Below are 13,861 nucleotides of genomic sequence, written 5' to 3' on the forward strand. Positions count from 1 at the left end.
GCAGCATGGCGCGGGTGCTGAGCCTCTGCCGACGCCTCGCCGCTTCACCGCGGTTCGACGCCGCGATCCTCGTCGTCATCGTCCTCAACGCCGTGGTGCTGGGCGCCGAGACCTACGACTCGCTCGTCGACGAGCACGGCGACACGCTGCACGCGCTCAACGACGCCTTCCTGGCGATCTTCGTGGTCGAGCTGCTGATCCGGATCGCGGCGTGCTGGCCGCGGCCGGGCGAGTTCTTCAAGTCGGGGTGGAACGTCTTTGACTTCGTGGTGATCGTCGGCTCGTTCGTTCCCGGGCTGCGTGAGAACGCGACGCTGCTGCGTCTGCTGCGTCTCGGACGGATCGTGCGCGCGGTGCGGCTGCTGCCGGACCTGCGCGTGCTCGTGGCGGCCGTCGGGCGGTCGATCCCGGGCGTCGCGTCGCTGGCGGTGATGACGCTGCTGCTGATCTACCTGTACGGGATGGTCGGCTGGGTGATCTTCCAGGACCACGACCCGGCGAACTTCGAGAACGTCGGCCAGTCGATGGTGACGATGTTCGTGCTCTTGACGCTGGAGAACCTGCCGACCTACATCGAGAAGGGCCAGGAGCTCAGCGACTGGACGCTCTTGTTCTACATCTCGTATGTCCTCGTCGCGTCGTTCCTGGTGTTCAACCTGTTCATCGGGATCGTCATCAACTCGATGGAAGAGGCGCGGGCGATCGAGCACCGGCGCGACCGCGAGGCTGCGTCGCTGACCGCGGACCCGATGGACGACCTGCGGGCCGACGTGGAGGTCAAGATCGACGAGCTGCGCAGCGCGCTCGACGACCTGCACTCGCAGTTGAAGCGGAAGCGCTAGTCGCCGGAGCTCGACGGCGGATCCACCCAGCCGCCGGTCTCGCCCTTGTACAGGCCGGAGCCGGTGACGAGCATGCGGGCGGTCAAGTACAGGATCTTGATGTCGAGGCGCAGCGTGGCGTGCTCGACGTACCAGAGGTCCAGCTCGATGCGCTCGGGCCAGGGCAGGGAGGCGCGGCCGTTGACCTGCGCCCAGCCGGTGATGCCGGGCTTGAGCGCCAGGCGGCCGCGCTGGCGGTCGGTGTACTGCTCTACCTGGACGGGGACGGTCGGGCGCGGGCCGATGATCGACATCTCGCCCTTCAGGACGTTGACGAGGTTGGGGAGCTCGTCGATCGACGTGCGGCGCAGGAAGGCGCCGACGCGCGTGATGCGGCTGTCGCCGTCGTCGACCGCCAGGCCGGCGCCCATCGTCTCGGCGCCCGAGACCATCGTGCGGAGCTTGAGCACATCGAAAGGATGCGCGTCCTTGCCGACGCGGCGCTGGCGGTAGATCGGGTGGCCCTTGGACTCCAGGCGGATGGCGACGACCGCCAGAGCGAGGATCGGGCTGGTGACCAGCAGGACGGTCGCGGAGACGAGGACGTCGAAGAGACGGCGCAGGGGCTCGGACATCTCTAGCGGGTCCCTTCAGGCGGGTCCCAGCCGGCCTCGGTGCCGTGGCGGACGTGGTCGGCGAAGCCGAGCGCGATCGAGCCCTGGGTCAGGATGTAGTACTTGGCGAGCAGCTGCGCGCGGCGCGCGCGCGTGATCGGCGCGAACGCCGCGGCAAGGCCTAGGAGTTGGAGGCGGCGCAGCGCGCGCGGCGCGGTGGCCAGCGCGATCAGGTGCAGCGCGGGCCCGAAGTAGCGCAGCCAGCGGTGGCTGGCGATCATCATGGTGTACTTCAGCGGCCAGCCGCGCGGATCGAGCAGGCCGCCGCGCAGGACGATCGCCCAGGCGTGGGACATCATCCGGCGCTTGCGAGCCGCCTCGCCCTCGACGTCGGGGACCATCCGCTCGGTCGCGTGGGCCGTTGGCTGGAAGACGCAGCGCCAGCCGGCGCGGACCAAGGTGAAGGGGAACTTGAGGTCGTGGCCCATCACGGGGTCAACCTCGACGTAGGCGTCGCGGCGCGTGGCGTAGATCGCGCCGTTGCCGGCGGTGACGCTGGCCAGGTCGGACTCGCGGGCGCGCAGGAACATCTCGTAGCGCCAGTAGACGCCCTCCTGGTTGGTGCCGCCGTCCGGGTTGACGAACGTCACCTGGCCGCAGACGTAGCCGATCTTCGGGTCCATGGCGAAGGGCGCGACGAGGGCGCGCAGCGCGTCGGGCTCCCAGAGCGCGTTGGCGTCGGAGAAGGCCACGATGTCGCTGGTGGCGCGATGGACCGCGGCGTCCTGGGCGCGGACCTTGCCGCCGCGCGGGAGGTCGAGGACGACGTCGGCGCCCGCGGCGCGCGCGAGCTCCGGCGTGCCGTCGGTCGACCCGTCGCACGCGACGACGACCTCGAGCTTGTCGCGCGGGTAGTCCAGCGCGAGCGCGTTGGCGACCTTGCCGGCGATGACGTCCTTCTCGGCGTGCGCGGCGATGATCAGCGAGACGGTCGGGAGCTCGTCGACCGGCGGGAACGCCTGGCGGACGCGCGGGCGCAGCGCGGCGAGCGCAAGGCCGTAGCCCGCCTGCGCCCACGCCAGGAGCGCGGCGCTGGTCCAGAAGATCGCGCGTCTCACGAGCCGTGGAGGATGGCGTACACGGCGCGGTGCTGCTCGGCGACGGCGTCCCAGGAGTAGCTTGCGGCGGCGGCGGCGCGGGCGGCGACGGCCAGTGCGGCGCGGCGGTCGGGGTCGGCGAGCAGCGCGGCGAGGGCGTCGTGCAGGGCCTGCGGGTCGTTGGGCGCGACGAGCTCGGCGGCTCCGGTCGCGGCGACCTCGGGGAAGCCGCCGACGGCGCTCAGCAAGAGCGGGCGGCCGAGGCCGAGGGCGGCGTAGAGGACGCCGGACTGGTCGATCTCGCGGTAGGGCAGCGTGACGAGGTCGGCGCGCTGGAGCACCGCGGCCAGCTCGGCATCCGTCACAAATCGGGGGACGAGCGTGACGCCGGGCGGGAGCTGGTCCGGCAAGGGCATCCGCGGCATCCCGACGATCCACAGCTCGGCGGGCGGATCGTCGCCGAAGGCGCCCCAGGCGTCGAGCAGCGTGTCAATGCCCTTGTATTCACGCAACAGGCCGGTGAGCGCGACCACGGGCTTGTCGGTGTCCTTGAGCTCGGGCGGCAGCGCGCCGGGCGTCAGGTGGGTGAAGGCGCCGTGCGGGATGACGGTGATCTTCTCCGGCGCGAGGCCGAAGGAGGTCAGACGGTCGCGGCCGTGCGCGCTGTGGACGATCACGTGGTCGACGCGCTCGTACAGGCGCTTCTGCGCGCGGAGCTGGCCGGCGCGGGGCTCGCGCGGCAGGACGTCGTGGGCCGTCAGGACCGTGGGCACGCCGCGCGGCAGCAGGTGGACGTCGAGCGGCTGGACCGTCAGCCACTGGAAGTGGACGACGTCGGCGCGACGGCGGGCGGCGCGGGCGTAGGCCACCATCTCGGGGACGTGCTCGGCGAGCTTGGCGGCGAGGCGCAGCTTCGATCCCGGCGCGCCGACCGCGAGCCGATAGAAGCGCTCGTCGACGCGGTAGCCGACGGCCGGCGGAACGTCGCCATAGGCGAAGCGGCTGGTGACGAGCGTGACGTCCTCGTCGGCGCGCGCGAGCGCCGACGCCAGCGCGCGGTCGTAGGGCGGCGTGAAGGCCGAGGGGTCGACGAGCTCGATCCGCATCGCTCAGAGCTCCAGGCGCCAGTCGTTGACCGTGTCGAAGTGCCCGGGCGGGTACTCGAACGTCGTCTCGCCCAGCAGCGTGAAGCCGGCCGCGCGGCAGACGCCGTTGGACGGCGCGTTGTCGACGTTGGGGAACGCGTGGATGGCCCGCGGGGAGGGCGGATCGGCTTTCATCGCCCGGGCATGCTCGATCGCGGCGCGCGTCGCGGTCTTGGCCACGCCGCGGCCCTGGAACGCGCGCAGCACCGACCAGCCGATCTCCCAGACCGGCTCGCCGCGCCACTCGCGCTTCCAGACCCCGACCCAGCCGGCCGGCTCGTCGTCGACCAGGATCTTCAGCTGGTGGGGATCGAGCGCGTACTTCGCGTTGCGGTCGGCGATCTTCTCGGCGGTCTCGGCACCGCCGACCTGCGCCATCTGGACGGGGTCGCTGTTGAGCGCGAAGAGGAGGTCGTGGTCGGCGGCCGACCAGGGCGTGAGCGTGATCGCGTCAGGCAGGCACGAGACTCTACGCGGGGAGATCCGGCGCCTGCCGGACATGAGCTGGATCGTGGACGACGCTGCGCGCTTCGAGCGCACCTTCACCGAGAACTACGGCGCGATCGCCGCCTACCTGCTGCGGCGCTGCGCATCGCGGGAGGACGCCGAGGACGCCGCGACCGAGGTCTTCGCGATCGCCTGGCGGCGGATCGGCGAGCTGCCAGCGTCGCCGGAGGACCGGTTGTGGCTGTTCGGCGTGGCGCGGCGCGTGCTCGCCAACCAGGCGCGCGCGGGCCGACGGCGCGAGCGGCTGTGGCGCCGGCTCGCAGATCGCTCAGCGGCGGCGCCGGAGACGTCGTCCTCGGCCAGCGGCGCGGTGGCCCATGCGCTGCGCGCGCTGAGCGCCGACGACCGCGAGCTGCTGACGCTCGTCGCCTGGGACGGCCTCGAGGTCGCGGAGATCGCGCGCGTGCTGGGGGTCAGCGCGCCCGTCGTTTCGCGTCGCCTCTACCGCGCCCGGGCCCGCTTTGAGCGCGCGCTGGGAGATGCCGCCGGCGCCGGACATGAGCCCGCCGACATGACCGCCCTCGCCAAGGAGCCCTCCGCATGAGCACCGACACGATCCTGCGCGCCGCCGACCCGCTGCGCGACGACGATCACGACCTCGTCCCCAACGGCGCGATGGCGACGCGGGTGCGCGCCGGCGCGCAGCGCGAAGGAGACGCGCCGCGGACCGCACCGCGCCGCGGGCGGCTCGCCCTGGCCGGCGGCCTCGCCGTCGCGCTGGCGGCAGCCGCCGTGGCGGTCGGCCTCCCCGGCAGCGGCTCCTCCCCCACGCGGCCGGCCGACGCGCGCGCCGCGCTGGTCAGCGCCGCCGAGAAGACCGCGACGTTCACCTCCGGCAAGATCACCTGGCGCGTCGCGCAGGACGACGTGAAGCTGGGCTCGGTCCTCGACACGACCACGGCCCTGCGCTACGAGGGCGAAGACTTCGACTCGACGATGACGTCGTCCGCACTCCCCGGGCAGACGGGTGGCGCCCGCACGGTCGGCGGACGCACCTGGCGGCTGCGCGACGGTCAATGGAAGCCGGTCGAGCTGCCGGCCGGCCTCGGCAGCCCGTCCGAGCAGTTCGCCCAGCAGCTCGGCCTCGCCTCCGATCTGGCGCAGGCCGCCCAGCGCGCCGACGGCGTGACCGCGACGCCTGACGGCGGCGACGACGCCACGCGCTACGCCGCCACGCTGGACGCGGCCGCCGTCCCGGTGCGCTTCAACGACACCTGGACGGGCGCCGTCCAGCTCGACGCGACGGTCGGCGGTGACGGCACCGTCCGGGCGGTCTCGCTGCGCGGCACCGACGTCAACGGCGGCACCATGACGATCGCGGTCACGTTCGACGAGCTCGGCCAGCCGCAAGGAATCGTGGCCCCATAGGACGCGCGCGTGGGAGGATCGGTCCCGATGCCCCTTCGCGTCGGGATCGATCTCGTGCGGGCTGCCTCGATCGCCGCGTCGATCGAGGAGCACGGCGACGCCTACCTGGACCGCGTCTTCACGCCCCAGGAGGTCGCCGACTGCCGGCGCGATCCGCTGCGGCTCGCGGCGCGGTTCGCCGCGAAGGAGGCGACCATGAAAGTCCTGCAACCGAGCCCCGACACCGCCGTGCCGTGGCCGTCGATCGAGATCGTCCGCAACGCGCCCGCGGCGCCGTCCATCCGCCTCCACGGCCCGGCCGCGGCGCTGGCCGAAGCGGCCGGCCTGAGCGACCTCCAGCTCTCCTTCACCCACGAGGACGAGTACGCCGCGGCGGTCGTCGTGGGGACATAGCCAGCACTCCTGTCAAGAATGGATACCGAAACACCGATAATCAGGGACGTGCCTTCCCAAGTTCGAGAGATCGTCGCCGAGCACGGCCGGCTGTCGGTCGACGTCGCCACGCTGAGCGACGCCGACAGCCTTTACGAGGCCGGGATGACCTCCCATGCCAGCGTCAACGTGATGCTGGCGCTCGAGGACACCTTCGACGTCGAGTTCCCCGACGAGATGCTCAAGCGCAGCGTCTTCGAGTCGGTCGCCTCGATCTCGCAGGCCATCTCCACGCTCGAAGCGCAGGCGGCATGACGGTCGCGGCCGATCGCGACGCCGCGTTCCTCGCCGGCATCGAGGAGATCGCGTCGGCGATCGCCGCGGTCCACGCCGACGACGTCGACTACAACGCCCGCTTCCCCGTCGAGACGATCGACGCGCTGCGCCAGCAGCGCGCGCTCTCGGCGCTGATCCCCGAGGAGCTCGGGGGCGGCGGTGTCTCCTTCCGGACCATCGCCTCCGCGTGCTTCACGCTCGGCCGCCGCTGCGGCGCCAGCGCGATGATCTTCGCGATGCACCAGATCAAGGTGGCGACGGTCCTGCGCCACCTCGACGGCTCGCCGTGGGCCGAGGGCTTCCTGCGCGAGGTCGCCGAAGACCAGCTGCTGCTGGCGTCGGTCACCTCCGAGATCGGCACCGGCGGCGACATGAGCCGCTCGATCGCCGCGGTCACCCCGACCGACGTGCCCGGCCGCTTGCGTTTTGAGAAGCAGGCCCCGACGGTCAGCTACGGCGCCTACGCCGACGCGTTCATCACCACCTTGCGCCGCACGCCCGAGGCCGAGGCCAACGACCAGGTCGTCGTCATCACGCGCGCCACCGAGACGCGCCTGGAGCCGAAGGGCACCTGGGACGTCATGGGCATGCGCGGCACCTGCTCGCCCGGCTACGTCGTGTCGGCCGAGCTGGGCGCCGAGCAGGTCCTCGCCGCGCCGTTCTCCGACGTCATGACCCAGACGATGGTGCCGGTGTCGCACATCTTGTGGTCGCACATCTGGCTCGGGATCGCCACCGACGCCTTCGACCGCGCCCGCGCCTTCGTGCGCGCCGCAGCCCGCCAGAAGCCCGGCGAGCCGGTGCCCGCGGCAACCAAGCTGTCGCACGTGATGACGCAGCTGTCGCTGCTGCGCGCCGAGGTCCACCACGGGCTCGACGAGTTCCTGGCCTGCGACGCCGAGGACCGCGAGAAGCTGTCGACCATGGCCATGGCCTTGCACTTCAACAACCTCAAGTTGGCGGCCTCCGAGCAGGCGCCGCGCATCTGCCAGGGCGCGATGGGCGTCTGCGGGATCGTTGGCTTCAAGAACGACACCCCGTTCTCGGTCGGGCGGCACCTGCGCGACTCGATGTCCGCGGCGTTGATGGTGGCCAACGACCGGCTCCACCAGACCAACGCCGGGCTGTTGCTGATCGCCAAGGAGGTCTGAGCCGACCATGGCCGACTTCCGTCCGGGCACGCCGGATCAGACCGAACTGCTGGAAGCGCTGATCGAGGCGGGGCACTTGATCCCGTCTGGCGTGCACGGCGTCTACGGGCGCGGGCACGACTACGAGGACGTGCGCCAGCGCTTCGACGCCTACGTGACGCGCGTGGCCGTGGACGCAGGCGAGAAGCCCGAGGTCCTGCGCTTCCCGCCGGTGCTGCCGCGCAAGCAGATCGAAGAGCTCGGCTACCTGGAGAACTTCCCGCACCTGGCGGGCTCGGTCTTCTCGTTTGAGGGGTCGGAGATCCAGGCCCGCGGGATGGCGGAGCTGGCGGGCCGGCACGAGGACTGGAGCGAGCACCAGCACCAGACCGAGCTGTGCCTGACGCCGGCCGTCTGCTACCCGGTCTACCCGGCTGTGGCGCGTCGCGGCGCACTGCCGGCGGGCGGCGTGACGATCGACCCGGGCGGGTCCTACGCGTTCCGCCACGAGCCTTCCGGCGACCCGGCGCGCCTGCAGATGTTCCACATGCGCGAGCTGGTGCGGATCGCCGAGCCGGAGGTCGTGCAGTCATGGCGCGATCAGTGGCGCGACCGTGCGCTTGAGTTGTTGAGGCGGTTGGGTCTCGACGCGGAGTTCGACGTCGCCAACGACCCGTTCTTCGGGCGCGCCGGCCGGATGATGGCCACCTCACAGCGCGAGCAGGCGCTGAAGTTCGAGATCCTCGTGCAGATCGCGGGCGACGAGCCCACGGCGATCGCGTCCTTCAACTACCACCAGGATCACTTCACGGGGATCTACGGGATCGACACCGCCGACGGCGGTCGCGCCCACACCGCGTGCTTGGGCTTCGGCCACGAGCGGATCGTGCTGGCCCTGTTGAAGACCCATGGACTGGACGTGAGCGCGTGGCCGGCGGACGTGCGCTCGGAGCTGTGGGGCTGACGGCGCTGTTCGGCGCCGACCCGGCGTCGTACGTGCCGCACGCGGTGCACCGGGCTTCGGACCGGGTGTACGTGGAGACCAATTGCTACTCCGACGTGATCGTCGAGCTGCTGCACGCGCGCGGCGACGAGCCGCTGGGCGCGATCGGCTCGGTGGTGCGGCTGGACTTCGAGGGCGACCAGTGGTCGTTCTTCAAGCCCGACCCGATGGACTTGCTGGTGTTGTACGGGGTCGATGTGCACGAGATGCAGCCCTACCGGGCGCTGCCGATGCAGATCGAGGAGCAGCTCGCCGCGGACCGGACGATGACCGTGGAGCTCGACGCGTGGTGGCTACCGGACACGGCGGCGACGTCGTATCGGTCCGAGCACGTCAAGACCACCGTGATCGCCGAGGCGATCGACCAGGACGCCGAGCTCTTCCGCTACTTCCACAACGCCGGGTTCTACGAGCTGAGCGGCGAGGACTACCGCGAGATCTTCGCGCGCGGCACGCTGCCGCCATACACCGAGTTGGTGCGCTTCGACGCGGGTCCGCGTTTGACGGGCGCGGCGTTGGTCGCGGGGGCGCGGGAGCGACTGGCGTGGCATCTGGCGCGGCGTCCGTCGTCCAACCCGTTCGAGCGCTTCGGGGTCGCGTTGGAGCGCGACCTGCCGTCGCTGCTCGAGGGCGCACCCGAGCAATACCATGCCTATGCCTTCGCGACGGTGCGGATGGCCGGGTCGGGCTTTGAGCTGTTGGCGTCCGAAGTCGAGTGGCTGTTCGGTCTGACCGGCGCTTCCGACGGGCCCGCCGGGGATGCTGTGGCGGCGATGCGCGAGATCGTCGACGGATGCAAGGTGTTGTCCTTGAAGCTTGCGCGGCGCCGGGCGTTTGACCCGGGGCCGCGGATCGCCGACCTCGCCCACGCCTGGGAGCGTGCCGTGGGCGGGTTGGATGCCGCGCTGGCCTGAGCAGGAGGGGCTGGAGGTCGAGCGCCTGGCGTTCGACGCGACCGGCCTCGTCGCCCGCTTCGACGGGGCGGGCTGGGATGCGCTCGTGCTGGACGGCGTCGGCGGAGCGTTCGAGGTGGTGGTCAACGGCGAGCTGGCGGCGGCGGGGACGTCGATGTTCGTCGCGCACACCGTCGACCTGCGCGCCTGCGCCCTGCACGCCGAGGGCAACGTCGTCGAGATCCGCCCGGTCGCCTTCCCGGACGTGCCGCGCAAGCCGCGCCAGCGCTGGCGGACCAAGGTGGTGGAGGACGCCGGGACGCTGCGGTGGCGGCGGCAGTCGATCATCGGTCGCGCGCCCGGGTTCGCGCCGGGGCCGCCGCTCTCCGGCCCGTTTCGACCAGCGTGGCTTGTGCGCGGCGAGCCGATGCGCACCGCCGTTCGCACGCAGGTGGACGCGTCCGGCTTCGGCGTCGTCTCCGTCGACCCCGCTCCGTCGGCCGTGCTCCTCGACGGCGAGCGCTTCGAGGTGGCCGAGGGCGAGGCGCGGATCCCGGACGTCGAGCGGTGGTGGCCGCACACGCACGGGTCTCCGCGCCTGCACGACCTCGTCTTGCTCTACGGCGAGACGCGCGTGGGCGTCGGCCGCGTCGGCTTCCGCTCCCTCTCCCCTGGGCCGGAGTTCGACGCCGACCGGGACGCCTTGGCGTTGGCGGTCAACGGCGCCGCGGTCTTCGCGCGCGGCGCGGTGTGGACGCCGTGCGCGTCTGATGCCGAGACGATCGCGACGCTGGAGCTGCTGCGCGATGCGGGGGCCAACATGGTGCGGATCCCGGGGATCGGCATGCCCGAGTCCTCCGTCTTCTGGGACGCGTGCGACGAGTTGGGGTTGTTGGTCTGGCAGGACTTCTCGTTCGCCAACATGGACTACCCGATCGAGGACCCCGACTTCCGCGCTGCGATCGAGGCGGAGGCCCGAGCGTTGTTGGAGGACATCGCTGGACGACCGTCGCTGACGGTGCTGTGCGGGAACTCCGAGGTCGAGCAGCAGGCGGCGATGTTCGGGGTCGATCCGGCTTTGGGCCGCGGCGAGCTGTTCGGCGAGCTGCTGCCCACCTGGGCCTTCGAGGCGGGCTGCGACGTGCCCTACGTGCCGAGCGCGCCGTGCGGGGGCGCGATGCCGTTTCATCCGGGCACGGGCGTAGCGAACTACTTCGGGGTCGGCGGGTACCGGCGGCCGCTGAGCGACGCGCGCACGGCGGGCGTGACGTTCGCGAGCGAGTGCCTGGCGATCGCCAACGTGGGCGATGAGGATGCGAACGGCTTCGTGCCGCGCGACGTCGGCGCCGACTGGGACTTCGCGGACGTGCGCGAGCACTACCGCGCGTTGTTGTACGGGGACGGGGCCGCGTCGCCCGCGCTGGCGCGGCAGGTCTCCGGCGACGTGATGGCGCAGGTGTTCGGCGAGTGGCGTCGGGCGGCGTCGCCGTGCGGCGGCGGGCTCGTCCTGTGGGCGCGGGACCTGGAGCCGGGCGCCGGCTGGGGGCTGATCGACGCCGCGGGCCGGCCAAAGGTCGCACTGGCGCATCTGCGCCGCGCGTGGGCGCCGCGGGCGGTCTGGCTCGTGGACGAGGGGTTGGGCGGCGTGGACGTCCACGTCGCCAACGACGCGCCGGAGCCGTGGGTCGCCACGCTGGACGTCGCGTTGATGGCGGGCGGCGCGCACGCGATCGCAGAGACGAGCGTCATGATCCACGTCGCGCCGCACTCCTGCGCGCACTTCAACGTCGAAGGGCTGCTCGGGCGCTTCGCCGACGCCGCCTACGCGTACCGCTTCGGGCCGCCGGCGCACGACGCGGTGGTCGCGCGGATCGGCGACGCGGTCGCGGTGCACTTCCCGGTGGGGCCGCCGGTGGCGCGCGAGGCGTTCGTGTTAGAGGCCCGCGCGGACGGCGACGGCGTGGTCCTGCGCGCCGACCGCCTCGCATGGGGCGTGCGCGTGCACGCCGACGGCTTCGTCCCGGACGACGACGCGTTCGTGTTGCTGCCCGGCGTGGAGCGGCGGGTAGGCGGGCGCGGCGCGGTCGGGCCGGGCGCGCGCGTTACGGCCCTGAACTTGATCGGTGAGACACCGGTCAGCGGGCCGGATGTGGCAGCCTGACGCTCCTTGGGCGTCGAGGTCTCCTTCTGCGTCGTCAACACCAACCAGCGCGAGCTGCTGGTCCGCTGCCTCGACGCCATCGCCGCCGAGCGCGAAGGGCTGCCGTTCGAGACGGAAGTGCTGGTCCTCGACAACGCCTCGACGGACGGCAGCGCCGGCGCCGCGCGGCGCCATCCGACGGTGACCGAGGTCGTCGCGCTGGAGCAGCGCCGCGGCAAGGGCGAGAACGACAGCCACCTGCTGCAGCGCTCGCGCGGCAAGTTCTGCTTGCTGTTGAACGAGGACTCCGAGCTGCGGCCCGGCGCGACGCTGGCCCTGCACAGCGCGCTGATCGACAAGCCCGAGGCCGGCGCGGCAGGCGCGAAGCTGCTGCGGCCCGACGGCCGCGTCCAGCCTTCTGCGTGGCGCTTCCCGACGCCGGCCACCGCGGTCGTCGGCGCGTTCTTCATGCACAAGCGCTTCACCGTCCAGTCGCGAGGTCGCAAGACCCGCCGCGTCGACTGGGCGCAGTCCGCCGCGCTGCTCGTCCGCCGCGAGCACGCGCGCGACATCGGCTGGTTCGACCCGCAGTTCTTCGTGTACTCCGACGAGGTCGACTTCTGCAAGCGGCTGGCCGACGCCGGCCACCCGACGCTGTGGGTCCCGGCCGCCGAGGCGATCCACCACGAGCAGCTCTCCACCGGCGCGGTCCCCGAGCGGCGGATCGTCGAGCTCTCGCGCAACCGCGATCGCTACATGCGCAAGCACCACTCCTCGAGCGCCGCCTTCATCGTGCGCGTGCTGACCGCCTGGACCTACGCCGTCCGCGCCGCCATCGCCCTCGTCGCCCCCGGCCACGACCCGAAGCGCTACTGGCGCCACGTCACAGCGACGCTGTCACCGAGCCGCGGCGAAGGCCTCCGCGAGGCCGCGCACGAGTTCAACCGCGGCGGCCCGACGCTCTAGAGCCGAGCGGATGTAACCGCTCCTACACATTTGGCGCGTTGGCGCTTGAATGTAACCGAGCGCTCTCATTTGGGCCAACCGCGTCGAGCGTCACGATCCACGGGCCAGCGGACAGAAGGTTTCGAGGATCCGGGTCGAGTTAGCGTTGATATACGACGCTAACTCGACCCGGATGCCTGATTCGGCCGACGCTCTAGGCGATCAGGCCGCGGGTGATGCGTTGGGCGATGTCGATGTCGGCGTCGTCGGAGCGGCCGGAGAGGGTGATGGTGGCGGCTTCGATGGCGGCGAGGGTTGCGGCGGCGAGGCTGGCGGCGGGTGGGCCGGGTGGGATGGTTCCGTCGCGGCGGCCGGCGAGGATGAGGGCGCGGACGCGGGTGACGAGCTCGTGTTGCTGGGCGAGGAGGGCGTCGCGGATCGGGTGGTCGCGGGAGCCGAACTCGACGCGGATCGCGGTCATCACGCCGGCGATGTCGCGCCGGCAGTAGATCGCGTGGCGGCGGGCGAGCTCGGCGATCGCGGCGACCGGCGCGAGGTCTTCGTCGAAGACGGTGCCGACCTCGGCGAACCACGTCTCCCGCACCCACTCCAGCGTGGCGAGCACGAGCTCGTCCTTGTCGCGGAACTGGTGGTAGACCGCGCCGCGGCTGTAGCCGGCCTCGGCGGCGACGTCGCTCAGCACGAGGTGGCCGTAACCGACCCGCGAGATCCCGCGCGCGGTCGCCTCCAGCAAGGCGGCGCGCGAGCGGGCGCGGCGGTCGGCCTGCGTCAGGCGCGCCGTCACGCCATCCGCGCCCACAGGGACCGGCCCTGGCGCATGATCGCCGGGTAGACCACGAGGTGGCGGAACGGCCGGATCGCCAACATGTACGCCTTGCCGACGAGGCCGTTGGGCTTGACGAGCACCGCCATCTGCACACGGTAACGCTCGGGGTCGTTCGGGCTCGGCACCCAGCCCAGGTGCATCACCCCGTGCATCGTCTGGTTGGCGATCTCCGCGGCGAACTCGTCGTCGGTGACGTAGAGCGGGCGGAACGGCAGCGCCGCGAACGCCGGCGGATCCGTACGACGCAGATCTTCCGGCAACCGCTCCCGCAGGCTCAGCACCCGCGTCCCCAACCCATCCTCCTCGTCATCCCACCCCAACAACGCACCGAGCTTCCACCGAACCGTCCAGAGCGCACGCGACAGGCGCGCGCCACCGCGTTCGGGATCCATCCGGCAGACCAAGTCCACCACCTTCGGAAAGTCCTCCTTCGCCCCCTCGCCTGGCAGCTCCCAGACATCCTCGAGCGCGAACTCCGGCGCGATGGCCCGGATGCGCCAGGAGGCCGCGGTGTACGCGGCATCTGGAAGGCGACCACCCGGCGTATCCAACATACGTGCACGCATGTACGTATCTTGGCAAGAGACGAGCGCCGGCACAAGGCGGGCACCCACGGAGAGCGAAGACGGCGGCGCGGGCGCGA

At 71.8% G+C, this 13,861-nt stretch carries 16 protein-coding genes; 10 read left to right on the forward strand and 6 right to left on the reverse strand.

From position 1 onward, the window contains the following. Positions 1 to 5 precede the first annotated feature (5 nt). Complete coding sequence (locus ACT01A_RS14930; protein ID WP_445147877.1) at positions 6 to 842, forward strand: ion transporter; 837 nt, start codon at positions 6 to 8, stop codon at positions 840 to 842. Here ACT01A_RS14930 and ACT01A_RS14935 read toward each other — a convergent pair. Genes ACT01A_RS14935 through ACT01A_RS14950 form a run of 4 tightly spaced genes read right to left on the reverse strand, consistent with a single transcriptional unit; the run spans position 839 to position 4,178 of the window. Further along, entirely contained in the window at positions 839 to 1,456 is a 618-nt protein-coding gene (locus ACT01A_RS14935; RefSeq protein WP_445147878.1) for a sugar transferase, read from the reverse strand. The two genes, ACT01A_RS14930 and ACT01A_RS14935, sit on opposite strands and share 4 nt — an antisense overlap. Positions 1,457 to 1,458: 2 nt before the next feature. Beyond that, positions 1,459 to 2,553, reverse strand: a complete 1,095-nt coding sequence (locus tag ACT01A_RS14940; RefSeq protein ID WP_445147879.1) for a glycosyltransferase family 2 protein — start codon at positions 2,551 to 2,553, stop codon at positions 1,459 to 1,461. Then, positions 2,550 to 3,638: a glycosyltransferase family 4 protein gene (locus tag ACT01A_RS14945; protein ID WP_445147880.1), complete on the reverse strand. Its 1,089-nt coding sequence runs from the start codon at positions 3,636 to 3,638 to the stop codon at positions 2,550 to 2,552. The genes ACT01A_RS14940 and ACT01A_RS14945 overlap by 4 nt, the downstream gene beginning before the upstream one ends. Before the next feature lie 3 nt (positions 3,639 to 3,641). Next, positions 3,642 to 4,178 (reverse strand): GNAT family N-acetyltransferase, encoded by a 537-nt coding sequence (locus tag ACT01A_RS14950; protein WP_445147881.1) that lies wholly within the window; start codon positions 4,176 to 4,178, stop codon positions 3,642 to 3,644. Here ACT01A_RS14950 and ACT01A_RS14955 point away from each other — a divergent pair. From ACT01A_RS14955 to ACT01A_RS14995, 9 genes are read left to right on the forward strand one after another with little or no spacing between them, the layout of a single operon-like run. Then, positions 4,177 to 4,728: an RNA polymerase sigma factor gene (locus ACT01A_RS14955; RefSeq protein WP_445147882.1), complete on the forward strand. Its 552-nt coding sequence runs from the start codon at positions 4,177 to 4,179 to the stop codon at positions 4,726 to 4,728. The genes ACT01A_RS14950 and ACT01A_RS14955 overlap by 2 nt on opposite strands. Further along, positions 4,725 to 5,552 carry a hypothetical protein gene (locus ACT01A_RS14960; RefSeq protein WP_445147883.1) on the forward strand — a complete coding sequence of 276 codons (828 nt, stop codon included), beginning with the start codon at positions 4,725 to 4,727 and terminating at the stop codon, positions 5,550 to 5,552. The genes ACT01A_RS14955 and ACT01A_RS14960 overlap by 4 nt, the downstream gene beginning before the upstream one ends. A gap of 27 nt (positions 5,553 to 5,579) precedes the next feature. After that, complete coding sequence (gene acpS / locus ACT01A_RS14965) at positions 5,580 to 5,945, forward strand: holo-ACP synthase (protein WP_445147884.1); 366 nt, start codon at positions 5,580 to 5,582, stop codon at positions 5,943 to 5,945. Positions 5,946 to 5,963: 18 nt separating this feature from the next. Then, positions 5,964 to 6,239 (forward strand): acyl carrier protein, encoded by a 276-nt coding sequence (locus ACT01A_RS14970; protein WP_445147885.1) that lies wholly within the window; start codon positions 5,964 to 5,966, stop codon positions 6,237 to 6,239. Then, positions 6,236 to 7,411: an acyl-CoA dehydrogenase family protein gene (locus ACT01A_RS14975; protein ID WP_445147886.1), complete on the forward strand. Its 1,176-nt coding sequence runs from the start codon at positions 6,236 to 6,238 to the stop codon at positions 7,409 to 7,411. Before ACT01A_RS14970 ends, ACT01A_RS14975 begins: the two co-directional genes overlap by 4 nt. 7 nt (positions 7,412 to 7,418) lie before the next feature. Next, on the forward strand, positions 7,419 to 8,354 hold the full coding sequence (locus tag ACT01A_RS14980) for an amino acid--[acyl-carrier-protein] ligase (RefSeq protein ID WP_445147887.1): 936 nt from the start codon (positions 7,419 to 7,421) through the stop codon (positions 8,352 to 8,354). Further along, positions 8,318 to 9,307 carry a DUF1839 family protein gene (locus tag ACT01A_RS14985; protein ID WP_445147888.1) on the forward strand — a complete coding sequence of 330 codons (990 nt, stop codon included), beginning with the start codon at positions 8,318 to 8,320 and terminating at the stop codon, positions 9,305 to 9,307. The genes ACT01A_RS14980 and ACT01A_RS14985 overlap by 37 nt, the downstream gene beginning before the upstream one ends. Then, positions 9,291 to 11,447, forward strand: coding sequence for a glycoside hydrolase family 2 protein (locus ACT01A_RS14990; RefSeq protein WP_445147889.1), 2,157 nt, complete (start codon positions 9,291 to 9,293; stop codon positions 11,445 to 11,447). Before ACT01A_RS14985 ends, ACT01A_RS14990 begins: the two co-directional genes overlap by 17 nt. 6 nt (positions 11,448 to 11,453) lie before the next feature. Further along, positions 11,454 to 12,392, forward strand: coding sequence for a glycosyltransferase (locus ACT01A_RS14995; RefSeq protein ID WP_445147890.1), 939 nt, complete (start codon positions 11,454 to 11,456; stop codon positions 12,390 to 12,392). Between the two features lie 193 nt (positions 12,393 to 12,585). Here the strand turns inward: ACT01A_RS14995 and ACT01A_RS15000 are convergent, their stop codons facing one another. Then, positions 12,586 to 13,176 carry a TetR/AcrR family transcriptional regulator gene (locus tag ACT01A_RS15000; RefSeq protein WP_445147891.1) on the reverse strand — a complete coding sequence of 197 codons (591 nt, stop codon included), beginning with the start codon at positions 13,174 to 13,176 and terminating at the stop codon, positions 12,586 to 12,588. Beyond that, complete coding sequence (locus ACT01A_RS15005; protein ID WP_445147892.1) at positions 13,173 to 13,817, reverse strand: DUF2867 domain-containing protein; 645 nt, start codon at positions 13,815 to 13,817, stop codon at positions 13,173 to 13,175. The genes ACT01A_RS15000 and ACT01A_RS15005 overlap by 4 nt, the downstream gene beginning before the upstream one ends. Positions 13,818 to 13,861: the final 44 nt, after the last annotated feature.

It is taken from the genome of Baekduia sp. Peel2402, assembly GCF_052567285.1.